Consider the following 24,014-nt stretch of genomic DNA (forward strand, 5'->3'; position numbering starts at 1 on the left):
GATGGTAGATAACATGATCCCAGTTTTTGTCATCAGTCTTTCCCGTAGTGCCGAACGCCGAGAGATGGCGTGCAAGCAGATGAAGCATTTAGGCATTGAATTCAGATTTTTTGATGCCATTGATGGCCGTAACTTGACGGAAGGAGATGTCGGGCTGGTTGATATGGTTGAAGCCAAAGCTTTTTCCGGACATGAACTGAGCCCTGGCGAGATCGGGTGCGCTCTTAGTCATATCAAGCTTTACGAGATGATGGTCGCAAAGGGTATCGAGCGTTGTGTCATTCTTGAAGATGACGCTTACCTGCATATGCACTTCAAGAAAATCGTTGAAAAGATAGCCTCCTGCAATCGATCCGACATTGTCTTCCTGCACCATGGCAAGGCTAAAAAATGGCCTCTTTTGCGAGCCCTGCCAGAGGGTTACAGGCTTGCCAAATACAGGTCGCCCAGCAAAGGTTCCAGGCGTGCGGTGTTATCTGCTGCTGGTTACATATTGACGCTGGAGGGGGCCAAAAAGTTATTGGCCAGGGCCTATCCGGTACGGATGCCGGCGGACTATCTGACGGGGCTCCTGCAATTGACTGGCGTGAGCGCTTCCGGTGTTGAACCTTGCTGCCTTGATGTCGATCTATTTGCCACCACGATTGATGATCGTGCTTATGGTCACTATCTCGAGCAGGGCGCCGACGACAAGCAGTCGATGTCGGGCGAATAAAGCATGAATCTGAAGAAATTTGCCAAGTTCTGGTTTGCTCGCCATTTGCTTTGTGCCCAGCCTGCGGCGAAGAAGATTGAAGAGCCAGTCCGCTCTCTGCTCGTTATCTGTTTCGATGCCATCGGTGACTTTGTGTTGTCACTGCCAGCACTGGATGCCCTGAAACGGCGTTATCCAGAGGCCGCCGTTGAGCTGCTGTGCAGTCCGCGCAATGCAACCTTGGCTCGTACCGTAGACGGAGTGGTGGCCTGCCATCCCGTTACGCTGAACGATCGTCTGTGGGATGCAGACGGTTGGCGCCAGTTGCGAGCATTGAAGGCACGACAGTTTGATTTGGTGATCAATCTTTTCGATGAGCCGGACGAACTGGCCATGGCCAAGATGCTGTTTGTTGCCAATAGTCGTCTGGTCTCTTTGCCGCTGCGACGCAAAAGCGACAATCAGCAGAGATTGCTGCCCGATTTCCGGCTGCGAGCTCGTGAAGTGGCGGCCGCTCGCGAGCCTCACTTCGTCAACCGGATGCTGGCTATTGCTGAGGGTGAAACCTCAGCAACCAATATTCCCTGCCCCTGTAATCCCGATTATGAGACCGGCAGTTTTGGGCGCTATGTGATCGTCAATCTGGCTGGCAGCCAGCGCGGCAATACCATTGGCCGTGAGCTGCAAGGCGAGTTGCTGCGGGCTTTGCCTGCTCACGACAATCTTCGCTATCTGCTGTTTAGTCGCGAACCCCTAGCTGTTGCCCGACCGGATCTCTCCGTCATCTATCCGGATTCGATTCTGGATTCAGCGACGCTGATCCGCGATGCGTGCGCCGTGTTATCCACCGATACCTCGATCATCCACATTGCGGCCTCCTACGAGGTTCCCACCCTGATCCTGATGAACAGCGAGCCGTGGCGCGATGCTTTTATTCCCCTTTATGGTTCCCATCAGCTGGTGAGAGCCCCGGGAGAGAGCCTCGCGACCCTGAAGGTGGCCGAAGTGAGTGCCGCCCTCAACAGCATGCTGGTATCCTGATCCCCTTTGTTTGCATTCCGAGGTCTCCATGGGACTGATTAATGAGCTGCAACTGGCGCGCGATGTATTGCGTCGCCGGTTGGGCCGCTGGTTGTTTGACCGGGCGCGCAGTCGTCCGGCTGACGATGGCAGTGGCAAGGTGGTGTTGCTTCGTTGGGATGCCAAGCTGGGTGATGCCATCGTCTCCTCCTGGGTTTCACGGGAGATTCGCCGGGCCCAGCCTGGGCGGGAAGTGTGGGTCGTGACGACCCATGCCATGGCTCCGCTATTTCGCGATCATCTGGGAGCTGATCGGGTCATCGAGGTACCCAAGCGTCCGGCTTATGGCGAGCTGAAAGCGCTGGCGCACTCGCTGGGACGGGTCGGATATCTGGCCCATCTTGGCAAGTCGCTGAAGATGAAAGATATCTACTTTTTGAATCAGGTCGATGCCTGCCACATTGCGGGCATGGATGATGCGCTGGCTTCCATTGATATCAAGCTTGGCGAACGCACGGCTGGACGCCACTTTGCCGACAAGTTTGCGGCGCTGCTGGACAGCATGGGGATTCGCGACCCCGATACCCGATATGTGATCCCCCATAGTCCCGAGTGGGAGCAAAATCTGGCAGCATGGTGGCCTGCCGCGCAACAGGTGATCGCTTTCAACCCGTATGGCAGCGGTGGCGCCCGCCGTCTGCGACCGGAGATGATTGCCCGCATGCTGGAGCTGATGCTGGCCCATTGCCAGCAACCCCTCTGCCTGCTTTTCCCGCCAGGGATGGAGCAGGAGGTCGCCACATTGCGCGATAAAGCCAGCGAGCCAGCACGGATCCTGCTGTCGCCAGAGGCACCATCGCTCGGCGGGCTCTTTACCCAGCTGCGTCACTCGGTTGCTCTGGTGTCGGTAGATACCGCCACCGTGCATATTGCGGCGGGGCTGAACTTGCCGATCCTGGGACTCTATAACCCGGATCTGGGCGGGGGAGGTGAAAACTACGCTGAGTGGCACCCCAATACCCGGGATGCCATGACGCTTTTTTCCAAGTCACTGACCAGTCAGGATATCAATTCGCTGGATATGAACGAGTTCGAGCAGACCTTCGTCAGATGGATTGCCTCGATGAATTGCAAGAACCCTACATAACAGGAGCCACAGGGATTGAACGAATTACAAAAGAGGAGCGGATCCAAAGGGTTGTTTTATCTGGGCCTTGGCGGGGGGCTGCTGATCTCCCTGATTTTCTTCCAGTTGCAACTCCTCACCGGCGATCAGACCCAGATGCTTTACAAAGGTTACCTGGGTGCCTATGAGGGGGTCTGGCTCAGCTATGGCAATGCGGCGAGTGCGGTGGGCAATGTGCCGGGCAGCTTGTCGGCCTGGCTGATCGGTGGGCCGCTGCTGCTGTGGGACTCTCCCTATGCCCCCATGGTGCTGCTGCTGGCGATGCGGTTGGTCGGGTTTCTGCTGTTTGATGCGGTGATCCGCCAGGTGTTTGATGACAGGGTGCGTCTGCTGTTTCTGGTGCTCTGCTGGCTCAACCCCTGGTTCCAGTACGAGAGTCTGCTCTACAACCCCTCTTATCTGTTCCTCTTCTCGGCCATGCACTGCTGGTCGGCCTGGCATATGCGCGAGCGAGCCTCCTTCTGGCACATTATCGTCCACCTGCTGGCCATCGGCATGGCGATGCAGCTGCACTACTCCTGGCCGCTGCTGGCGGTGATGTCCACCTATCTCTTCTGGCGCCGCATTCTCAAGGTGAGCTGGAGCGGGGTGGTGGTGGCTACCCTGCTGATCGGTGCCTCCCTGATCCCTTACGCGATGGAAGTGATGAGCAATAGCCACATCACCCAGAACGTCGATCCCGAGGCACGCCAACGCTATATCGGCTGGGGGCTGGTGCACGTCTATCCGGTGCTGAAATCAGTGCTCTACTGGCTGCGCTATGGCTCCTGGCTGTTTGCCAGCAAGCTGGTCAACGACACCCAGTTCATCTGGCTGGCGGGGCACGAATACCTGCAGATGGCAGCGATCTGGCTGTGGCGCATCGCGATTTACGGCGTGGGTTCCGCAACTGTGTTGCTGGCGGCCAAGGCCAACTGGCAGCTGTGGCGGGAACTCAAGCCGCGTCTGCTGCGCAGCGACCGTGCGCCAGTAGATGGCGAGAGCTGGCTCGGCCTCTATGCACTGGCGGCGGTGCTGGCGGTGCTGGTGAGTGCGGCGCTGTCGCCCATCATCTTCAACTACTGGCACCTGATGCTGATCTTCCCCTACGCATTGTTCCCGATCCTGCTGCTGCTGGTGCGCTGGAGCCGTCGTTATCCACAGTGGGTTGGCAAGGGGCTGCTGGCGGCCACCCTGTTCTGCACCGCAGTCAACCTGATTGCGGCGAGCGACAGCACCAAGTTCTCCTATCAGGCGGACTACAAGCAGCAGGTGCAGGAGTATTTGCAGGAGATGAAGCTGCTACCCGGGCTGTAACTCTCGTCAACAGCCTGCCCCCGAGCTTGGGGCAGGCTGCCGTTATTACTCGAAACGATCCATATGGGCGAAGTTTTTGGCTTCGGCAACCCAGCCCTCACGTCCTTGCTGGTCACGAATTTTTACCCACCATTGGCTTTTCGGTGTGGCGCCATATTTGATCTGGGGGCGCTCGTAGTCATAGTCCAGCGTGTAGGTCTTGCCCTTGTACCAGAACCGCATCGCCCCTTCCCCGATACTGGCCAGCGTATACAGCTGTTCGCCTGCTTTCAGGTTGAGTAGCGGGCCCTCACCCTTGTCGTTATAGCCGAGCTTGACCGGTTTCAGAATCTTGACTGTCCCGGGCTTTTCGACGATGACCACGCCGGTCAGTCCCTCGACCTTTTTACCACGCGGTACCTTGAACAGGGTTTTGGCGGTCAAAGAGGGCTCGGCTCTGGCAATCACTTCCTGTTTGGTTGTCCACTGCTGATAGGTACACCCTTCAAAGGGGCAGCCACCCCAGTCATAGTAAGGCACGGACAGTTGTTCACTGGCGCTTGCAGTTGCAGCGAAAAAGGATAAGGCAATCAGTAAGAGTCTCATAAAAGTACCACTTAAGAGATGGGTGTGAATTTTGAAGGCACTATACGCAATGATAAAAAGTCTATCAAAACAAAGGGTTTATTGATTTTTATCGCAATAGAACCGGCTGGTGATATCCGGCGGCAAGTTGGGGGCAAGGGGGGAGATAGCCCGCCCTACTGCCTTGTGCCATGCTGATGGCTATCAGGGTATCGGGTCGGCACTTATGGGCATTTCTCTTTCAGGTATGCGTTTGCTGTCAGTGCTCTCGGCACTTGTTCTTCCCTCTATCATGTTCAACCCATCTGTCGCGGCCAGTGCGCCCCTGCGGGGATGTGTTTTCCAGCTGGCTCCACTGGTTTCCATCGATCCGCAGGGCAAGGTCTCCGGGCCGGTGATCGACTATTTCAGACTTCATGTAGAGCCCGTGCTGGGGCGGCCGATCGCATGGCAGGGTCTCAATGTCGCGCGCTTGCTCAGTAATCTAGAAAGTGGTGAATGCGAACTGACGCCGTTGTTGAGCTATACCCCCGAGCGGGCAAAGCACATCCACTATGTCGAGCCTTATCTGTTGTTGCTGCGGCCTGTGCTGGTGGTGCTGGCGCCATCACGGTTGCGGTCGGTCGAGCGGCAGGCGGACCTCTACGGCGCCGCGATTGGCTGGTCGAGTCAGGCGATCGTGCCGCCACTGCTGCAGCATCCTCAGATCCGGATTGATGCTCTCTCCCAGCGTAACTGGGAGCATGGCAACATGCAGAAGCTGGTGCGTGGGCGGATCGATGCCGCGCTCTTTTCCAACGATATCTCGGCCAACTACTTCCGGGCCCAGCAGTCGGTGGCGACCCGTCTCATCTATCTGCCGGTTACCCCGCTGGAAGTGCACATGGCGCTGGCCAAAACGTTGGCGGCGCAGCAGCCCGCGTTGGCGCAGGCGTTGCAACATGTGTTCGAACAGCACCCCCTCGTCTCGCTAGTGGATCCGCCGGCTCGTTTGGGTGGTCGTTGAGCCTGCTGCAACCGCGCGGCCGGAATGCAATAATCTACAAGCTTTCCAGCTTGCTTGCGGTGTATCTATAGCCCATGAGTACCACTGATTCCCTTATCCGCTACTGGCAATCCCCGCACCTGCCGGGGGTCGAGCTGTCACACTCCCATCACCGGGCGTTCAGCTATGGCCGCCATGTCCATCTCGACTACCATATCGGGCTGGTGCAGCGGGGTGGCCAGAAGTTTATCCACAAGGGAAACAGCCACACCCTGGTGCGCGGCGAGCTGTCGACCGTCAACCCGGACGAGGTGCACGACGGCCTCAGCCTGCTGCCGGAAGGGTACGAGGTGCGGGTCTTTGCCATCGATCCGCAGCAGCTCTCCCTCTGGCTGCCCGATCAGCCGGAGCCCTTCTTCGACAAGGGGCTGCAGAGCCGCCCCGACCTTTATCAGGGCTTTGCCCAACTGCACAGTTACCTCGACAACCCGCAGGCTGATGGCCTGCTGATCGAGGGGCAGCTGCTCGCCCTGCTCGGGGAGCTGCTGCAACTGGCGCCCGAAGTACACCAGCTGGCCGATCCCCAACTGCGCTATCTGCGCGACTATCTGCTGGCCCGGCTCGACGAGCCTCACTCGCTGGAGGAGCTGGCGGGGCTGGTCGGTCTCGATCGCTTCGCCTTTTTGCGCCAGTTCAAGAAGCGCAGCGGCATGACGCCCTACGCCTGGCTCAAGCGGCTGCGGCTGGAGCAGGGTAAGCGGCTGTTGGCGAGCGGCATGGCGGTGAGCGAGGTGGCGCTGGCGGTCGGTTTCTTCGACCAGAGCCATTTCCACCACGGTTTTCGCCAGGCTTTTGGCCTGACGCCCGCCGAATTTCGTGCCCAGATGCAATCTTTTACAAGCCGAACGCCCCGCTGATCCGCCATGCTGGCGGCATATCACTTTTTTGAGAGTTGCTATGCTGACCAGTCTTTTCCTTACCCTTGGCCTTATGCACTTGATCGGGCTGGCCAGCCCCGGCCCCGATTTTGCCCTGATCCTGCGTACCAGCCTGCATCGGCCGACCGCCCTTGGCGCCGCGCTCGGTATTTCGCTCGCTATCATGGTGCACGCCACTCTGAGCCTGACCGGCATCAGCATGCTGATCGCCAACAACCCCATGCTGTTTATGGTGATCAAGTGCGGTGGCGCCCTCTATCTGGGCTGGCTGGGCTGGGGCGCCCTGATGGCGGCTCGCCAGCAGAGCAGTACCGTGATGCAGAGTGCCGCCAACGAACTGCGCGGTTGGGGCAAGGGCGTGCGCGCCGGTATCGCCACCAACCTGCTCAACCCCAAGGCGCTGGTGTTCTTTATCGGCATGCTGGCGGCCATGGTGTCACCAGAGGTGGATGGAGTGACCCGCAGCCTGCTGGTGGTCGAGCTCTTTATCATCTCGGTCTGCTGGTTCGGCATGCTGGCCTGGAGCCTCTCCACCTCCCGCGCCCAGCAGTTGCTGCAACGGGTGCAGCGGCCACTCAATCTGGTCACCGGCGTGTTGTTTGCGACGGTGAGCCTCTCCATTCTGGCCAGCATGGGCGTCGAGCTGATCGCCTGACAGAGAGGAGGTGGGGGATTCGTCCCCCATTTACCTGCTCCGATTGAGTTTGTCGCCTGCCCGCTGGCGGGCATTTTCCCCCGTTCCGTATGACAACTTGGATGGCGCCTGAACATTCGGCAGATGGCGCTTGTGAGGGAGGGGGGAAATAGGGTATTTCTCTGGGTGAATCGGAGGCAACCAGCACGGGATCGCCAGCCGTGTGGAGCAAAATCCACAGCAAAAACAATCGGTCAATGCAGGAGCAAATATGAAAAAGGTCGTGATGGTTGCCATGGCGGCGGCCCTTCTGGGCGGCTGCGCCGTAAAAAATCAGGTCTCCTACAGCTTGCAGTCGCTGCAAACTGTCCCCTTCAGCGCCTTCCAGCCGAACGAGAGCAACCCCAACCAGCGGGTCTACAAGGAGCCGGGCGTTGATCTGCGCCAATACAATGAGGTGCTGCTCGATCCGCTCCAGTTTATCCGGCAGGAGAATGGCCAGTGGTATCTGCTGACCGCCAACGAACAGAACCAGATTGGCCGCTACTACCACGACAAGTTCCAGAGCGAACTGATCCAGCACGGCGTCAAGATTGCCACCGCCCCCGGCCCGAAAGTGATGCGGATCCAGGCGGCCGTCACCAACTTCGACCTGACCCGCCCCGACCCGAAACTGCGTGACCTGATGCCGGCCAAGATCGCCATCAACGTTACCCGTGAAGTGATCGGCAAGGAGCCCTACCTGCTCAAGGTGGGCAGCATGGCCCAGCTGCTCGACTCCCAGAGCGGCAAACTGCTGGTGCGGGTGATGGATGCCCGCGAGACTCCGGATACCACCCACAAGGATTCGCCCATCACCGCCGAGGAGATGGAGAAGATGATCGACCAGTGGGCGGCCAATCGTGCCAAGCAGCTGGCCGACAATCTTGGCAAGTAAGCTCGGCAAGTAAGCAGCGACATCATCGAGAGGGGAGCCAGCGGCCCCCTCTTTTTTTGGCCCGCTGGCGGGCCGCCGCCATGGCTCGCAGCCCTTGCCATTCGGGCGATCAGTCCGTTGCCGAGTCCGCCGCCACACCATCCGCTGTGCCACGGGCCGACCGATTTCTGCTTTTCTCCCCCGCATTTTGGCAGTTAGGATGACCCTTCCGTGACCACCCCCTCATAGAAAAGGAATCGCTATGACCCGTCACCCCAACATCAAACACTGGCGCGAGCTGCAAGAACCGGAGCCGGGATCGTACCCCGGCAGCGAGGAGCGGATGTCCCTCGGCAGCGCACTGGGCAGCCACTTTGGCTTCAGCCGCATCGGCATTCACCACGAGATCGTCGAGCCCGGCCACCGCACCAGCTGGCCCCACGCCGAAAAGACCGAGGACGAGTTCGTCCACGTGCTGGAAGGCACCCCCGATGTCTGGCTCGACGGCGTGCTCTATCGGCTGCAACCGGGCGACTCGGTCGGTTTCAAGGCCGGTGACGGGCTGGCCCACACCTTTATCAACAATACCGATGAGCCGGTGCGATTGCTCTGCGTAGGTGATCGGGATCGCGCCGACAACCTCATCCACTATGCCCTGCACCCCGAGTACAACCGCCAGATTGGTGCACGCCATTGGGATGACGTGCCCGAGCGGGAGCTGGGTGCTCACGATGGGCTGCCTGACCGGCTGCGAGAGCGCAACGGCCCTTTCTAACTGCCCCTCATAGCATAAGGAACCACTATGAACCGCCACCCCTGCATCAAACACTGGAGCGAGCTGCAAGAGCAGGAGCCGCGGTACTACTCCGGCAGTCAGGAGCCCCTGTCGCGCGGTTGCGCCCTCGGCAAGCACTTTGGCTTTAGCCGCATCGGCATCCACCACGAGATCGTCGAGCCCGGCCACCGCACCAGCTGGCCCCACGCCGAAAAGACCGAGGACGAGTTCGTCCACGTGCTGGAAGGCACCCCCGATGTCTGGCTCGATGGCGTGCTCTATCGGCTGCAACCGGGCGACTCGGTCGGCTTCAAGGCCGGTGACGGGCTGGCCCACGCCTTTATCAACAACACCGAAGAGACTGTCCGCCTGCTCTGCATCGGCGATACCGAGCGGGAGGACAACCGCATCCACTACGCCGTCCACCCCGAGCGCAATATCACCCTCGGCAAGCTGCACTGGGACGACGTGCCCGCGCGCGAGCTGGGCGATCACGACGGCCTGCCCGACAAGCTGCGCGAGAGCAACGGCCCCTTCTAGCGCAGGGGAGGGCCGCCCGATGGGGCGTTTCCCGCGCTGGCGACTATCCTTTGGGACTCAATCCTGCAAGGAGGTGAACATGACAACAGGAACAGTGCGACTTCATCGCGTCATCAAGGCGCCGCCGATGCGGGTCTATCGGGCCTTTACCGAGGCGCAGGCGCTGGCCAAATGGCTGCCGCCCCACGGCTTTACCTGTCAGGTGGAGCATCTGGATGCCCGGGTTGGCGGCTCGTTCCGGATGTTCTTCACCAACTTCGCCAGCGGCCATAGCCAGACCTTCGGTGGTGAATACCTCGAACTGCTGCCGGGCGAGCGGATTCGCTACACCGATCGCTTCGATGAGCCCGGTCTCGCCGGGGTGATCCATGTCTCCATCATCCTGACCGCGGTGAGTTGCGGCACCGAGCTGGCGGTGGTGCAGGAGGGGATCCCCGCCGCCATCCCGCTGGAGATGTGCTATCTCGGCTGGCAGGAGTCGCTGACCCAGCTGGTGGCGCTGGTGGAGCCGGATATCCCCGCTTAATGGCCGGTGGCGGGCCGGGCATTCACCCCGCTCGCCAGCCGCTTGCAATAAAAAGAGCCTGCCAGATGGCAGGCTCTCGTCATTCTGGTCGGGGCGACCTTATTGCATATTGAGCCCGCCCAGATAGTCGCGCTTGCCGAGATCGACCCCGGCGCGGCGCAGCAGGGCGTAGGCCATGGTGAGGTGGAAGTAGAAGTTGGGAATGCCGTACTCATGGACGCAGGTATGGCCATCCATCCCCTTGCCGCCCGCCCAGTGGGGCACGTAATGGCCGCTGGCATACTGGCTGTAGTCCGCCTCCAGCTTGCCCTGCAGATAGGTGATGGTCTTGCCGATATGGGCACGCAGATCGGCGATGGTTTTGGGCTCATCGCCCATGGCCGGCAGCTCGCTGTGGCTGGCGGTGGCCACCACGCTGCGGGCCGAATCGCAGCAGATCAGCACCTGCTTGCTGAAGGGCAGCATATCGACGATCAGCCGATCGCCAAAGAAGTTATCCACGTTGAACTGTTTCGCTGCGGCGTGGGCCTCGGCCTTGGCCAGACAGTGATCCAGATTGGTCAGCATCTTGATGAACTGGGCGGTGATATCGCGATTCATGAGCACTCTCCATCTTGTTGAAACAGCGGCCCGCGTGCGCGGCCACGGTGAATGAGACTGGCTAATCGGCCACCAATATACCCCAACCGCTGCCGGGTTCGAGCCCGGCGCGCACAAAAGCGCGGGGCAGGGGTCTGTGATACGACAGGAGGTGGCGATCAGCGGGCGGCTCGCTGCCAGAGCAGGGTCAGGCCGATGCCAAGCACCACTATGACGCCGAACACGAACTCCAGCCCGTCGGGCGAATCCTGGGTGCTGGCAACCAGCGCACAGGCGCCAAGGGTGCAGAGGAGCCCCACATAGACCCGCCAGAAGCGCGGGAAGTCGGTAATGAAATCGACAAGGTCGAGCAGGTCGTTGAGCCGTTGCAGCAGTGACATCATCCCCTCCGGTGGCGCCGTCACACCAATTTCCCCTCAGCTTGGCACGACGGGGTGGCGGGCGATATCCGCGCGAGTGATAGCCAGCCGGGCCAACGCAGGGACTGGCCGCAGCAACGCTGACTTTTTCGTCCGGTGAGTCCCTCTCTGCCCCTTTTTTGATCTGTGACATAAATCACCTTTTTTCAGAGGCGTAGGCTGATCCCGCTGCCCGGAGCACCCACCCGGGTACAAGAAAAGGAGAGTGTAATGAAGATCTATGACCGGAACCGAAATGTGCTGAACCAGGGTCAGCGCGTCATGATTGCCGCCACCGGCGCCGTCGACTTCCTGAAAGAGGCTCATACCGACAACATGACTCCCTATCAGGCGGAGCACGAGAAGTGCGTGCTGCTGGCAAACTCCGGGGAGCGCTACGCCCCCATCGAGTTGATTAGACTAGGCTGTGTTCTTAAAGTGATGAATATATAATCTCAAATCTTCTCAACAGCTTAAGACCTATGCAGTGTCCCGTCGTTACCAGTTGACCGATGCACAATGGGGGCTTATCGAGCCCCTTTTTCTATGTCGCCGCATAAGCGGACGCCCTACTCGTGAGCCACGCCAAGTGCTTGATGGCATTCTCTGGATTCTTCATACCGGCGCACCTTGGCGAAATCTACCAGAACGTTTCGGCCCATGGAGCTCGGTCTATAACACCTTTCGACGTTGGCTGAGTACCGGTCGTATCGATGCCATCCTTGCTGCGCTGCAACTGCATCTCAATGAAGAAGGGCTTATCGACTTCGACCTGTGGTGCATTGACGGCTCCAATGTCAGGGCATCCAAAGATGCTGCCGGAGCGCTTAAAAAAACACTCCGGTGAATCAAGCGCTTGGTCGCTCTCGTGGTGGTTTTGGCAGCAAAATTCACTTGGTCACTGATGGTAATGGTTTACCGCTGGGGTTCTGCCTTTCACCGGGGCAATCAGCGGAAATCAGATATGCGACAAGTGCGTTGGCCATGGCAAGGATACCGACCTCATCAGGCCGTTATCGCACTCGGCCTACTCATCTTGCCGCAGATAAGGCCTATAGCAGCAGGGCTCTGCGGGCAGAACTCCGGCGAAGAAAGATAAAAGCGGTTATCCCGCAGCGCAGCGACCAGCAACGGCACCATAAGGGGCGCCCAATGGTGTTAGACAAAGCTCGTTATCGTAGGAGAAATGTGGTCGAACGGTGCTTTGGATGGCTGAAGAAGTTTCGCCGATTCTCAACGAGGTATGAAAAGCTGGCGGGAAGTTTTGCTGCTTTTATCAAGCTGGCTTTCTGCCTTCGTTACTTACGGGAACTATTGGTGGACAGAAAACCAGCATTTTGAGAACGCAGCCTAGGCTGATCCCTTTCCCTGTCACCCTACTCTTTACAATTCACTCGGCCGCCGTGCCTGACGGCCGGGTTTCTGAGTTTCCTTCCTCTATTGCCCGCCCTGATATTGCATCGCCTCAAGCCGGTTTGAGCCATCGAGCTGATTCGAGCAGCGAAGCGTCATCGAAAGTTACGGCCTGCCAGCAAGGTGGCTCATTTCTGAATGGCTGGAGCCGCCGCAAATAGCCGCCTGCCTGCATGGCGGATCAGCAGCAGAGGCGACAGTAGCGTGAGCAGCAGCCAGTGGGTGTGGGGCAGGATAAAGCTCCAGATGATCTCGTGTGGCAGCCAGGTCGAAGCGGTTGCCGTCATAAAAGCGAGGTCATAGGTTTGCCACAACCAGAGTCCGGCAAAGAGCGGCAACAATAGCGGGCGGGGTATCAGCAAAAACAGGGGTAAGTAAACACACGCGAGTAAGGCGCTGAACTCCAGCATGGTTGGGGCCAGTTCAGCAAAGGTCCTTTCTGAAGAGAGGCTACTCCATTCGAGGGAAGTATCCTCGGTCAGTGCAGGCCACCACGATACGTATTGAAACAGGGTAAACGAGATCATAAACAGCAGGCTGGTCAGCAGCGCCTGCGCCGTTTTTCGCAAAAACCAGCGCCCCATCCGGCGCAGAGTCGGTATCCACTTAGACATTAATGACTCCCATCTGATGACGGGGCAGTATGCCTTGGCTGGCGGTGTGGTTAAAGCAACGCGCAGTTGCAATTCAGATCGGCCAACCCCTTGTTGGTGCCTGTGATGGCGGCCCCGAGCCCTGAGTTGCAGTCAAAACGGTTTATATAAATTTAATTTATAGGTTTTGCGAAAGTGCCCTCGTCTTGTCTTATACCGACAGGTGGTAAGCCACACGCTCCCGTTTGGCTGCCAGCGGGGCGCCGGAGGGCAATGGCCGATTTGAGATAACGGGAATGGCTCGAAGTAAAAGGGATTTGTAGGTTCGATTAGCGAAGCGTAATCGGACGATCGCGCAATGGAACATCCGCACCATCACCACCCGCAAGCAGATCGAAGTGAGGCAAGGCTATGCTTGGCTTTTCGGTCTCGATGAGGGGAAAAGGATGGCCAATTGGCGGCGGGCATGGTGGCCCGGAGGAACCTGGTTCTTCACCGTCAACCTGCTGGAGAGGCGCAACAACCGGTTGCTGGTGGAGCAGATTGACCTGCTGCGCCATAGCGTTACCAAGGTGCAACAGTCTCACCCCTTCGCCATTCACGCATGGGTGGTGTTGCCCGACCATCTCCACTGCATTCTCTCATTGCCGGAGGGGGACAGCGATTTCCCCCTGCGTTGGCGGCTGATCAAAAGCCACTTTTCCCGCGCCTTGCCAGTGAACGAACGGCGCAGCCAGACCCGGTTACGCCACGGGGAGCGGGGCATCTGGCAGCGCCATTATTGGGAACACCTGATCCGGGATGAGCAGGATTACCGCCACCATATGGATTACGTCAATATCAACCCGCTCAAACATGGTCATGTCACGCGGGTGGCCGATTGGCCATATTCCACCTTCCATCGTTACGTGGCGAGCGGCGTCTATCCGCAGGATTGGTGTGGGTCGGTGGATGGGGTGGGGGGATTGGAGTAAACCCCTAAAAGGGTTGTTCAGTTGTAAGCGACCGATTACGCGACCGTCCGATTACGCTTCGCTAATCGAACCTACGGCCCTTCCAGCCCCATCGAGAGATTTGCTTGACGCACAAGGTTCCAATAGATACCATGCCGCCGCATGTTGCAAAATGGTTATCAATGAGAGGGGTTTATGTTATGTCATCTTATGTTCTTGGCAAGATTGACTTGGCTTTGTATGGATACGGCGCTCATGGAGAAACTAATACAGGTAATAACCTCAACAAAGAGATAGATTATTTAAATGCCATACCTAAACAGCGTGAAGAATATGACGAGTTTGGACAAGGATTTTGGAAGAATTTGTCACTCTATAATGCATCTGGGCTTATAGAAGATACTCAGTATAGAGATACTGATAAGTGCCTACCAACCAGTTATATGGATCAGTGTCCGACAATAAAAAGAATCATTGATGATATTTTCGAACTTCATAAATTGAAAATGGTTAGAGCAAGGAATTTGATTGATGGCATGGTTATGCCTCATCGGGATTTTGTTGAGCTTGGAAATGAGAAGAGATACTTCAGGGTGTTTTTAGCCATTGAGAGGAATGATGATTCATTCCACTCAGATGAAGCTGGAGTGTTTCAAATGATGCCTGGCGAGATATGGTTTTTAGATGCTGGAATTGACCATGCGGCAGTAAATTTCTCCGTTAAAAGTCGCATGTTTTTATGTTTTGACTTCATGTTAACTCATGACGAAGATGAGAGATGCATTTTTAAAGACAATGCAAATATTGACTTCAATGTAAAAACAAAGCATATAAAGCGTCATAAGATTGATGACTATCAAAAGCAGGTAATCATTGAAAACACATCCGCCTTACTTAACAAGAATACGTTCAAGGACTTGACGTTTACTTTATCTAAATTACATTTTACACATGATATAGAAGTAAGGGAGGCTTACGATTTACTCATTGAAGCGGCCAAAAAATCCAAAATGACAGAGTTATTAAAAAAGGCAACTTCACTCAAACGTTATATGGTTGAGCAACGCTCAATGGGTGAACGATTTAGCATTAACTCTTGGCAAGCATAAGGTAATAACATGACTCATCTTGAACGGTTTGCGCCGGTATTATTTCTGATTATGTGGAGTAGCGGTGCCATCTTTGTCAAGATGGGTCTGGATAGCGCGTCAGTATGGTCATTTTTGACGCTGCGGGCGATCGGCGCGCTTCTATTGATGTCGATATTATATGGCTTTCTGAAGGGAGAAAAAGCTAGGTTTGATGCCGAGACGCTAGTCAAAGTAATGAGTGTTGGGATACTGCTACAAGTCTTATATCAAATATTTTATTTTCTCTCGATAAGGTATGAATTGTCACCGGGGCTGGTTGCCGTCGTGTTAGGGTTGCAACCCCTGCTGACGGTGTTAATCAGTGGCGAGCGCCAATCTTTCTATAAGCTGATGGTATTGTTTATTGGTTTTATCGGGTTGGGACTTGCCGTATTTGGTGCCAGGGATGTGAGTCACGTGACATTTTTGGGGGTATTCTTCGCGCTGCTCTGTGTTACATCCATCAGCACGGGGGCGATTCTGCAAAAGAAAATATCCGTCTCACCATTAGCATCAGGTATTATCCAGAACGGATGCGCCTCCATCGTTTTTATTATTGTGTCGTTTTACACCGGCTGGCATGTTAACTGGGATGCAAAATTTATTATCTCATTGTCATGGATGGCGGTGGTGGTATCTACCGGGGCAACCCTGCTTCTGTTCTATATGATCCAGAAGAAGTCCGCGAGCAAGGTGGGTGTACTATTTTATCTGGTCCCGGTACTGACAATGGCTTTCGATTTTATGGCATTTGACACACAAATCACAATAACCACTGTGGTTGGGGTCTCTCTGGTTATGGCCTCGGTAAAATTATTCAATGGGTCTAGTGTTTCGGTAAAGAGTATTTTAGTTGGCCATAAATAATAACGAAGAGTGTTCGTTCTAATTCATTAATCAGATTGTCGCAATGACTGATATATAGACCAACCCGGCCTAAAGCCGGGTTGATTGCATCAAGAACGGGAAAAATCAGAGCGCTTCCAATCTGGCATACGCCGTCACCAGCCACTTGGCGCCGACGTCGTCGAACTGGATCTGCACCCGGCTCTGCTGGCCGACCCCTTCGAAGTTGAGCACGATTCCTTCCCCAAATTTCGGATGGAGCACCCGCTGGCCGAGCTTGATGCCGCTGGCGTCGAAGCTCTGCTGCACCTCGTTCTGGCTAAAGCGGCCGTACTGGGTGGGGCGGCTGACCTGAGTGCGCAGCCGGATCTCTTCCAGACATTCGGCGGGCATCTCGCGGATAAAGCGGCTCGGCTTGTGGAACATCTCGCGGCCGTAGATGCGGCGGCTCTCGGCATAACAGATGTAGAGCTTCTCCATGGCGCGGGTCATGCCGACGTAACAGAGACGGCGCTCCTCTTCCAGCCGGCCCGACTCCTCGGTGGATTGCTGGCTGGGGAACATGCCTTCTTCGACGCCGACCAGCAGCACCAGCGGGAACTCCAAGCCCTTGGCGCTGTGCAATGTCATCAGTTGCACCGCGTCGGCATATTCGTCGGCCTGATTCTCGCCGGATTCCAGCGCCGCATGGGCGAGGAAGGCGGAGAGATCGCTCATATCCTCCAGCTCGTCCGGACGCTGGTACTGGCGGCAGGCGGTGACCAGTTCGTCCAGGTTCTCTACCCGCGCCTGGGATTTCTCCCCTTTTTCCGCCAGATACATCGCCTTGAGGCCGGAGTTCTGGATGGCGATATCCGCTTGCTGGTGCAGCGGCAGCAGGGAGACCTGCTCCTCCAGCGCGTCGATCAGCTCGACAAAGCCGCGCACCGCGTTACCGGCGCGACCGGTCAGCACCTTGTCATTGAGCAGGGCCTTGGCCGATTGCCACAGGTTGAGCCCCTGATCGCGGGCGTTGCCGCGCAGGATCTCGAGGGTGCGATCGCCGATACCGCGGGTCGGGGTGTTGACCACCCGCTCGAAGCTGGCGTCGTCGCCACGGTTGTTGATAAGCCGCAGGTAGGCCATGGCGTCCTTGATCTCTTGCCGCTCGAAGAAGCGCAGGCCGCCGTAGATGCGATAGGGCATGGCGTCCTGCATCAGCGCCTCTTCCAGCACCCGTGACTGGGCGTTGGAGCGATAGAGGATGGCGCAGTCGGCCAACAGGCCGCCCTTTTCCTTCCAATCCTTGAGACGGCCGACCACGAAGCGCGCTTCGTCCACCTCGTTGAAGGCGGCGTAGAGGGAGATCGGCTCGCCTTCGGCCCCTTCCGTCCACAGCTCCTTGCCAAGGCGCTCGGCGTTGTTGGCGATGACGCTGTTGGCGGCTTTGAGGATGTTGGCGGTGGAGCGGTAGTTCTGCTCGAGGCGGATGGTCTCGGCCCCCTGATAGTCGGACAGGAAGCGCTGGATGTTCTCGATCTTGGCGCCGCGCCAGCCGTAGATGGACTGGTCATCGTCGCCGACGATCATCACCTTGCCGCTGTTGCCCGCCAGCATCCGCAGCCAGGCGTACTGGATGCCGTTGGTATCCTGAAACTCGTCCACCAGGATGTTCTGGAAGCGGTCGCGGTAGTGCTCGAGGATGTGGGGCTTGTTGAGCCACAGCTCGTGGGCGCGCAGCAGCAGCTCGGCAAAATCCACCAGACCGGAGCGATCGCAGGTCTCCTGATAGGTCTTGTAGATCTGCTGATAGGTGCGGGTGACGGGGTCGCCGTAGAGGTCGATGTCGCCGGGGCGCAAGCCTTCATCTTTCTTGCCGTTGATGTAGCCCATCACGGCGCGCGGGGCCCAGTGCTTCTCGTCGAGGTTGAGCGCCTTGAGCACCCGGCGGATGAGGCGGTACTGGTCGTCGGAGTCGAGGATCTGGAAATCCTGCGGCAAGCCCGCATCCAGATGGTGGGCCCGCAGCAGGCGGTGGGCGATGCCGTGGAAGGTGCCGATCCACATGCCGCGCACGCCGTCGCCGATCACTTTTTCGACCCGGCCGCGCATCTCGGCCGCCGCCTTGTTGGTAAAGGTGACCGCGATGATGGAGAAGGGTGAACAGCGTTCCACCTGCATCAGCCAGGCGATACGGTGCACCAGTACCCGGGTCTTGCCCGAACCGGCACCAGCCAGCACCAGCAGGTTGCTGCGGGGCGCCGCAACGGCATCTCTTTGCTTGTCGTTGAGCCCGTCGAGCAGGGTTGAAACGTCCATCACCACTCCTGTTTATTTATACAGGCGGCGATTATACGGCCATCCCCCCGTCAGACCAACTGCAAACTCCGCACGGCGGGCAGGTGAGGGGAGTCGGGCAGGGCGGCTGCGGCGGTTTCTGGTCGGCAAAATGGTTGCGAAGGCGGATGGTTTCCAGCTGTAGCCAGCGGCCGGATGGCGCGCTGTGCGGTTATTTTGCGAGCCGGATCACGGGGCGATGGGTGGGGCGGATGCCCAACCGGGGAAAACGGTTTAGAGTAACCAATTGAACAATAAGAGAAATGTCGTTTGGGTCTCTGAGTTGTCAGCATAAACAACTGAAAAGCAGCTAAAAAACAACTGCTTATAAGGTTATTTGCTTATAATTCAAACCGTTAACGCAAACGTTTTTCCCTTATCATTTGCTTGACCCGCACCGGGGCTGACTTAGAGTAACCCTGCGTGCTAGATGACCCGCTTCGGCGGGCAAGCAAGTTCCCTCACTTAATAACAATCAAGGATACGATCGTGACTAAAGTGCTCAAACTGGCCACCGTGGCCTCCCTCACTCTCGCTGCTCTCTCTGCTCAGGCTGCTTCCGAGCCGGCCGTGATCTATGACACCGCGGGCAAGTACGACAAATCATTCAACGAAGCCGTGTTCCGTAACGGCGTCGAGCTTTACAACAAGGACAAAGGGGTAAAGGTCAAAGAGTTTGAGCCCCAGAACGAAGCCCAGCGCGAGCAGGGTCTGCGTCGTCTGGCCAGCCGTGGCAACGGCCCGATCGTAGCTGTTGGTTTCAACATGGGTTCTGCGGTAGAGAAGGTTGCGACCGAATTCCCGAAAACCCAGTTCACCATCATCGACATGGTGGTCGACAAGCCGAACGTCCAGTCCGTCATCTTCAAGGAGCATGAAGGTTCCTTCCTGGTGGGCGCACTGGCTGCCATCGCTTCCAAAACCGGCAAGGTCGGTTTCGTGGGCGGCATGGACATCCCGCTGATCCGCAAGTTCGAGTGCGGCTACGAGCAGGGTGCCAAGTACGTCAATCCGAAGATCGAAGTGTTCCAGAACATGGCAGGCTCCACCCCGGCCGCGTTTGCTGACCCGGCCAAAGGTGCCGAGCTGGCCAAGTCCCAGTTCGCCAAGGGCGCTGACGTGGTTTACGCCGCAGCCGGCGGTACCGGTATCGGTGTCTATCAGGCAGCCAAGGACAGCGGCAAGTTTGCCATTGGCGTAGACTCCAACCAGAACCACCTGCAACCGGGCACCATGCTGACCTCCATGGTTAAGTCTGTGGGTCTGGCTGCCTACCAAACCTGGGATGACGCGGCTAAAGGCCAGTGGAAACCGGGTATCAAGAACCTGGGTCTGGCCGAAGGCGGTGTGGATTGGGCGCTCGACAAGGACAACGAGAAGCTGATCACTCCGGAGATGAAAGCCAAGGTGGATGCCATCAAGGCCGAGATTATTTCAGGCAAGGTCAAGGTTCATGACTACATGAGCGACAATACCTGCAAATACTAATTAGATAGTTGCTGCTACGACTCTCAACGCACCGACCGGCCCGCACGGGCCGGTTTTTACAGTCTTATTTCATGAAACGCAGGGCTGCATCATGGACCAGACAGATCGCTATGCCATCGAATTAAGAGGTATCGATAAGCGGTTCGGCGAAGTGTACGCCAACAAGCTGATCGACCTTAAGGTTCGGAAAGGCAGTATTCACGGCATCGTTGGCGAAAACGGCGCCGGTAAATCCACCCTGATGAGCATCATTTACGGCTTCTACCATGCCGATAAAGGCGAGATGTTCATCGATGGGAATCCTTTCAAACCCCACGGTTCACAAGATGCGATTGCCGCAGGCGTGGGCATGGTGCACCAGCACTTCATGCTGGTGAACAACTTTACGGTTTTGGAAAACGTCATCCTCGGCGCTGAAAATGGCTGGCACCTTCAGCAGAGCGTGGCGTCGGCAGAGAAGCTGCTCGGCGAGCTGGCGCGGGACTATGGTCTCGAAGTGCCGCTGCACGAGAAGGTGGAAGATCTGCCGGTGGGCCTGCAACAGCGGGTCGAAATCCTCAAGGCGCTCTATCGCGGCGCCCGCATCCTGATCCTCGACGAGCCGACCGGGGTACTCACCCCGCAAGAGGCGGATCACCTGTTCAAGGTGCTGGAGAAGCTGCGGGATCAGGGGGCGACCATCATCCTCATCACTCACAAGCTGCGCGAGATCCTGGCCATCACGGATCAGGTCTCCATCATGCGCCGCGGCGAGATGGTGGCGCATGTTGCCACCAAGGATACCGACAAGGAGCAGCTGGCCGAACTGATGGTGGGCCGCAAGGTGCGCCTCAAGGTCGACAAGGGGCCGACCCAGCCGGGCGAAGCCAAGCTGAAGGTCGAGGGGCTCAGCTACTTCGACGCCAGCAAGGTGGAGCGGGTCAAATCGGTCAGCTTCGAGGTGCGCGCCGGTGAAGTGGTCGGCATTGCCGGGGTCTCCGGCAACGGCCAGTCCGAGCTGCTCAGCCTGCTTGGCGGCATCATCAAGCCGAGCAAGGGCGGCTTTACCATCAGCAGCCGCAGCGGCGTGCACAAGGTGAGCCCCGAGCAGGCGGCCGATCCCGAAATGGTGCGCAACTTCGGCCTCGGCCATGTGCCGGAAGATCGCCACAAGATGGGTCTCATCAACCGCTTCGAGGCGAAAGAGGCCTTTATCCTCGGTTATCACCGTCGTCCGCAGTACAACAAGGGGTGGCTGCAGAACAAAGAGGCGATCCAGCAGGATTGCCAGGCCAAGATGGAGAAGTGGGACGTGCGCCCGCCCCATCCCGACCACAAGACCGCCAACTTCTCCGGTGGCAACCAGCAGAAGCTGGTGATCGCCCGTGAAGTGGAGCAGGACCCGGATGTGCTGTTGATCGGCCAGCCGACCCGCGGGGTCGACATCGGTGCCATCGAGTATATCCACCAGCAGATCATCGCCATGCGTGACAAGGGCAAAGCAGTGCTGCTGGTCTCGGTGGAGCTGGACGAGATCATGAGTCTCTCTGACCGCATTCTGGTCATTGCCGACGGTCGCATCGTCGGCGAGCTGGATGCTGCCAAAGCGGACGAGCGCACTATCGGCCTGATGATGGCCAACATAGTGCCGGATGAAGTTGCCAAGGAGGCCCACTGATGAGCCAAGTACGTATTCCTGCCTGGGTCTCCGTGGGCGTCGTGTCTGCGGTCAACATCCTGCTGGCCTTCCTGGTGTCGGCCATCCTGTTCTACTACCTCGAGATCAATCCGGTCGATGCCGCCAAGATTATGTGGTACGGCGCGTTCGGCACCGGTGAAGGGTTTGGCTTCACCCTCTACTACGCAACCGGCTTTATCTTCACCGGTCTGTCGGTAGCGGTCGCCTTCCACGCCGGTCTGTTTAACATCGGCGGTGAAGGTCAGGCCTATATCGGTGGTCTGGGGGTGGGGCTGGTCTGTCTGACCCTCGGCGATGTGCTGCCGTTCTCCCTGTTGTTGCCGCTCTCCATCGTTGCCGGTGGTCTGTTCGGTGCGGCCTGGGCCTTTATTCCGGCCTGGCTGCAAGCCAAGCGCGGCAGCCACATCGTTATCACCACCATCATGTTCAACTTCATCGCCGCCTCGCTGATGGCCTATCTGCTGGTGGAGGTGTTCAAGCCGCCCGGTTCGATGGCGACCGAGAGCCGGGTGTTTGCCGAAGCGAGCTGGCTGCCCAAGATGACCGGGCTGGCGAGCCTGTTTGGCGTCGAGATGCCGAACAGCCCGCTCAACATCAGCTTCTTCTGGGCGCTGATCTGTGCGGCGCTGGTGTGGGTCTTTATCTGGCACACCCGCTGGGGCTACGAGATCCGCTCGGTCGGTGCCAGCCAGAGTGCCTCCGCCTACGCCGGTATCTCCTATCCCAAGGTGGTGATCCTGGCCATGGTCATCTCCGGCATGCTGTCGGGCTTTTTCGCCCTCAACGTGCTGCAGGGTGAGCTGCACCAGATCAAGCTCAACTTCGTGGAAGGGTTCGGCTTCACCGGTATCGCGGTGGCGCTGATGGGGCGCAACCACCCGGTCGGCGTCATCATCGCCAGCCTGCTGTTCGGTTTCCTCTATCAGGGGGGCGCCGAGCTCAGCTTCGAATTCGGTGTCGACCGCAACATCGTCGTGGTGCTGCAGGGTCTGGTGATCCTGTTCTGCGGCGCGCTTGAGCACATGATGCGTCCGCGCATCGAGCAGCTCTATCTGGCGTTTGCCAACCGCTCTGCGCAAGTCAAGGGGGCCTGATCATGTTTGAAATTCTGATCCTGATGCTGGATGCCACCATCCGTACCGCGCCGCCCCTCATTCTGGCCGCCATGGCCGGCATGTTCTGCGAGCGCTCCGGGGTGGTCAACATCGCGCTGGAAGGCAAACTGCTGGCGGCGGCGTTCGCCAGTGGTGCGGCGGCGGCGGTCTCCGGTTCCGCCTGGGTGGGACTGGGTGCCGGGATTGCCATCTCGGTGCTGTTTGCCCTGATGCACGGTTTTGCCACCATCACCCACCGCGGTGATCAGGTGGTGAGCGGGATGGCCATCAACATTCTGGCGGCCGGTCTGACCGTGACGCTGGGTCGTTACTGGTTCGATCAGGGTGGCCAGACGCCAGCGCTCTCCGGCGATGCCCGCTTCGCTCCCATCGACTTCCCCTATGCCAAGGAGCTCTACGATGTGCCGGTGATTGGTCAGCTCTACAGCGAGCTACTGAGCGGCCACTCCCTGCTGGAGTACGTGGCGTTCGCCTGCGTGCCGCTGGCCTGGTGGGTGATGTTCCGTACCCGCTTCGGTCTGCGGCTGCGGGCGGTGGGCGAGGCGCCGGCTGCGGTTGATACAGCCGGTATCTCGGTGGTGCGGATGCGCTACACCGCGCTCATCATCGGCGGCCTGCTGGCCGGTATCGGTGGCACCTATCTGGCGGTGGCCCAGACGGCCCAGTTCATCCCCAACATGAGTGCGGGCAAGGGCTTTATGGCGCTGGCGGCACTGGTGTTCGGCAAGTGGCGCCCCTGGAATGCCATGGCAGCCTGTCTGCTGTTCGGTTTCCTCGATGCGGTCGCCATCCGTCTGCAAGGGGTGACCATCGGCGACTTCCCGATCCCGGTACAGGCCATCGAGGCGCTGCCCTACATCCTGACGGTGTTCCTGCTGGCCGGCTTTATCGGCCGCGCCGTAGCGCCGAAGGCACTTGGTACACCCTATGTGAAGGAGCGGGAGTAGCGCTCTTAAGCGCGATATTCCCGACCATCCAGATAACAGCAGGCCCACTTCGGTGGGCCTGTTTTTTATGTTTTGCGGGGGGATGTGCCGCCATGTTACGGGCAATTCTGGCAGTGCGGCTGCGTCATATGGCCGATTTTTCCGCTCTCTGGCTCGGCCCGTTACTTGCGCGGATCCTGCTGAAATAGGGGTGGACGAAGCAGGCTTTTGCCGCAATTTTTGCTCGTCTGTAATGGTTGGTTACAGATCTCCATTCGACTGCCGAGTGACCTCTCCATTAAATTCAGCAGTGATTCATTGCGGCTCTCGATATTACCTGTTGGCAAGGAACTGTAATGCTGAGGACGAGGATCGCTGCATGCTGTCAGCCTGAACAGCAGGTATGCAGGGATTGGTGGCTGGCAAGCAGCCGTAATGACTTCCACATGTTTTCCTCTCCGTTTTCACCCCGGCTATGCCGGGG

The 24,014-nt window shown here is 58.0% G+C and carries 25 protein-coding genes; 20 read left to right on the forward strand and 5 right to left on the reverse strand.

All coding sequences use genetic code 11. The annotated features are described in order from the left end of the window. Window position 1 precedes the first annotated feature (1 nt). From AAHA41_RS15900 to AAHA41_RS15915, 4 genes are all read left to right on the forward strand, one after another. Entirely contained in the window at window positions 2-715 is a 714-nt protein-coding gene (locus AAHA41_RS15900; protein ID WP_323068926.1) for a glycosyltransferase family 25 protein, read from the forward strand. Between the two features lie 3 nt (window positions 716-718). Beyond that, window positions 719-1,735, forward strand: a complete 1,017-nt coding sequence (locus AAHA41_RS15905; RefSeq protein ID WP_323068924.1) for a lipopolysaccharide heptosyltransferase family protein — start codon at window positions 719-721, stop codon at window positions 1,733-1,735. A 28-nt stretch (window positions 1,736-1,763) separates the two neighbouring features. Next, complete coding sequence (locus AAHA41_RS15910) at window positions 1,764-2,861, forward strand: glycosyltransferase family 9 protein (protein ID WP_323068923.1); 1,098 nt, start codon at window positions 1,764-1,766, stop codon at window positions 2,859-2,861. Window positions 2,862-2,996: 135 nt separating this feature from the next. Continuing rightward, window positions 2,997-4,196 carry a 3-deoxy-D-manno-octulosonic acid transferase gene (locus AAHA41_RS15915; RefSeq protein ID WP_323068941.1) on the forward strand — a complete coding sequence of 400 codons (1,200 nt, stop codon included), beginning with the start codon at window positions 2,997-2,999 and terminating at the stop codon, window positions 4,194-4,196. A gap of 45 nt (window positions 4,197-4,241) precedes the next feature. Here the strand turns inward: AAHA41_RS15915 and AAHA41_RS15920 are convergent, their stop codons facing one another. Then, window positions 4,242-4,781, reverse strand: coding sequence for a hypothetical protein (locus AAHA41_RS15920; protein WP_323092190.1), 540 nt, complete (start codon window positions 4,779-4,781; stop codon window positions 4,242-4,244). 205 nt (window positions 4,782-4,986) lie between these two features. On the opposite strand from AAHA41_RS15920, the gene AAHA41_RS15925 reads away from it, so the two are divergent. The 7 genes from AAHA41_RS15925 (at window position 4,987) to AAHA41_RS15955 (ending at window position 10,074) form a co-directional block, all read left to right on the forward strand. Further along, complete coding sequence (locus AAHA41_RS15925) at window positions 4,987-5,766, forward strand: transporter substrate-binding domain-containing protein (protein WP_323068921.1); 780 nt, start codon at window positions 4,987-4,989, stop codon at window positions 5,764-5,766. Between the two features lie 74 nt (window positions 5,767-5,840). Further along, window positions 5,841-6,662 carry an AraC family transcriptional regulator gene (locus AAHA41_RS15930; RefSeq protein ID WP_041209800.1) on the forward strand — a complete coding sequence of 274 codons (822 nt, stop codon included), beginning with the start codon at window positions 5,841-5,843 and terminating at the stop codon, window positions 6,660-6,662. Between the two features lie 40 nt (window positions 6,663-6,702). After that, entirely contained in the window at window positions 6,703-7,338 is a 636-nt protein-coding gene (locus AAHA41_RS15935) for a LysE family transporter (RefSeq protein ID WP_323068919.1), read from the forward strand. 250 nt (window positions 7,339-7,588) lie between these two features. Next, complete coding sequence (locus AAHA41_RS15940; RefSeq protein ID WP_323068918.1) at window positions 7,589-8,254, forward strand: DUF3313 domain-containing protein; 666 nt, start codon at window positions 7,589-7,591, stop codon at window positions 8,252-8,254. A 241-nt stretch (window positions 8,255-8,495) separates the two neighbouring features. Further along, window positions 8,496-9,008, forward strand: coding sequence for a cupin domain-containing protein (locus AAHA41_RS15945; protein WP_323068916.1), 513 nt, complete (start codon window positions 8,496-8,498; stop codon window positions 9,006-9,008). Window positions 9,009-9,035: 27 nt separating this feature from the next. Next, window positions 9,036-9,548 (forward strand): cupin domain-containing protein, encoded by a 513-nt coding sequence (locus tag AAHA41_RS15950; protein WP_323068914.1) that lies wholly within the window; start codon window positions 9,036-9,038, stop codon window positions 9,546-9,548. 79 nt (window positions 9,549-9,627) lie between these two features. After that, window positions 9,628-10,074 carry an SRPBCC family protein gene (locus AAHA41_RS15955; RefSeq protein WP_323068912.1) on the forward strand — a complete coding sequence of 149 codons (447 nt, stop codon included), beginning with the start codon at window positions 9,628-9,630 and terminating at the stop codon, window positions 10,072-10,074. 99 nt (window positions 10,075-10,173) lie between these two features. Here the strand turns inward: AAHA41_RS15955 and AAHA41_RS15960 are convergent, their stop codons facing one another. Together AAHA41_RS15960 and AAHA41_RS15965 are read right to left on the reverse strand one after the other, a co-directional pair. Continuing rightward, a complete protein-coding gene (locus AAHA41_RS15960; RefSeq protein WP_323068910.1) occupies window positions 10,174-10,674 on the reverse strand; it encodes a DUF1993 domain-containing protein in 501 nt (166 codons plus the stop codon). A gap of 158 nt (window positions 10,675-10,832) precedes the next feature. Further along, window positions 10,833-11,078, reverse strand: a complete 246-nt coding sequence (locus AAHA41_RS15965) for a hypothetical protein (protein ID WP_323068908.1) — start codon at window positions 11,076-11,078, stop codon at window positions 10,833-10,835. 225 nt (window positions 11,079-11,303) lie between these two features. Between AAHA41_RS15965 and ydfZ the strand changes: the two genes are divergently transcribed. Together ydfZ and AAHA41_RS15975 are read left to right on the forward strand one after the other, a co-directional pair. Beyond that, on the forward strand, window positions 11,304-11,525 hold the full coding sequence (gene ydfZ / locus AAHA41_RS15970; RefSeq protein ID WP_323068907.1) for a putative selenium delivery protein YdfZ: 222 nt from the start codon (window positions 11,304-11,306) through the stop codon (window positions 11,523-11,525). A 34-nt stretch (window positions 11,526-11,559) separates the two neighbouring features. Beyond that, a protein-coding gene (locus AAHA41_RS15975) for an IS5 family transposase (RefSeq protein ID WP_323068906.1) occupies window positions 11,560-12,413 on the forward strand; the annotation gives its coding sequence in 2 pieces (ribosomal slippage) (window positions 11,560-11,902 and window positions 11,902-12,413; 855 coding nt in all). A gap of 200 nt (window positions 12,414-12,613) precedes the next feature. Here AAHA41_RS15975 and AAHA41_RS15980 read toward each other — a convergent pair. Next, window positions 12,614-13,069, reverse strand: coding sequence for a hypothetical protein (locus tag AAHA41_RS15980; RefSeq protein WP_323068939.1), 456 nt, complete (start codon window positions 13,067-13,069; stop codon window positions 12,614-12,616). Window positions 13,070-13,524: 455 nt separating this feature from the next. Between AAHA41_RS15980 and AAHA41_RS15985 the strand changes: the two genes are divergently transcribed. The 3 genes from AAHA41_RS15985 to AAHA41_RS15995 all read left to right on the forward strand — a co-directional run bounded on the left by AAHA41_RS15985 (window position 13,525) and on the right by AAHA41_RS15995 (window position 16,028). Then, complete coding sequence (locus AAHA41_RS15985) at window positions 13,525-14,052, forward strand: transposase (protein WP_323068905.1); 528 nt, start codon at window positions 13,525-13,527, stop codon at window positions 14,050-14,052. A gap of 104 nt (window positions 14,053-14,156) precedes the next feature. Continuing rightward, window positions 14,157-15,140: an aspartyl/asparaginyl beta-hydroxylase domain-containing protein gene (locus AAHA41_RS15990; protein ID WP_323068904.1), complete on the forward strand. Its 984-nt coding sequence runs from the start codon at window positions 14,157-14,159 to the stop codon at window positions 15,138-15,140. A gap of 9 nt (window positions 15,141-15,149) precedes the next feature. After that, complete coding sequence (locus AAHA41_RS15995; protein ID WP_323068902.1) at window positions 15,150-16,028, forward strand: DMT family transporter; 879 nt, start codon at window positions 15,150-15,152, stop codon at window positions 16,026-16,028. A 105-nt stretch (window positions 16,029-16,133) separates the two neighbouring features. On the opposite strand, the gene uvrD is transcribed toward AAHA41_RS15995, so the two are convergent. Then, window positions 16,134-18,305, reverse strand: a complete 2,172-nt coding sequence (gene uvrD, locus AAHA41_RS16000; RefSeq protein ID WP_323068900.1) for a DNA helicase II — start codon at window positions 18,303-18,305, stop codon at window positions 16,134-16,136. 507 nt (window positions 18,306-18,812) lie between these two features. Between uvrD and AAHA41_RS16005 the strand changes: the two genes are divergently transcribed. The 4 genes from AAHA41_RS16005 to AAHA41_RS16020 all read left to right on the forward strand — a co-directional run bounded on the left by AAHA41_RS16005 (window position 18,813) and on the right by AAHA41_RS16020 (window position 23,551). Continuing rightward, window positions 18,813-19,811 (forward strand): BMP family ABC transporter substrate-binding protein, encoded by a 999-nt coding sequence (locus AAHA41_RS16005; RefSeq protein ID WP_033115676.1) that lies wholly within the window; start codon window positions 18,813-18,815, stop codon window positions 19,809-19,811. Window positions 19,812-19,902: 91 nt separating this feature from the next. Continuing rightward, window positions 19,903-21,468, forward strand: a complete 1,566-nt coding sequence (locus AAHA41_RS16010; RefSeq protein WP_104016121.1) for an ABC transporter ATP-binding protein — start codon at window positions 19,903-19,905, stop codon at window positions 21,466-21,468. Next, on the forward strand, window positions 21,468-22,583 hold the full coding sequence (locus AAHA41_RS16015) for an ABC transporter permease (protein ID WP_041209784.1): 1,116 nt from the start codon (window positions 21,468-21,470) through the stop codon (window positions 22,581-22,583). The genes AAHA41_RS16010 and AAHA41_RS16015 overlap by 1 nt, the downstream gene beginning before the upstream one ends. A gap of 2 nt (window positions 22,584-22,585) precedes the next feature. Next, the gene (locus tag AAHA41_RS16020; RefSeq protein WP_033115673.1) at window positions 22,586-23,551 is read left to right on the forward strand and encodes an ABC transporter permease; all 966 of its coding nucleotides are present in this window, start codon (window positions 22,586-22,588) and stop codon (window positions 23,549-23,551) included. Window positions 23,552-24,014: the final 463 nt, after the last annotated feature.

The sequence above is a fragment of the Aeromonas sp. SER genome (genome assembly GCF_038739615.1).
In the GTDB taxonomy this organism is placed as follows: Bacteria; Pseudomonadota; Gammaproteobacteria; order Enterobacterales; family Aeromonadaceae; genus Aeromonas; species Aeromonas jandaei.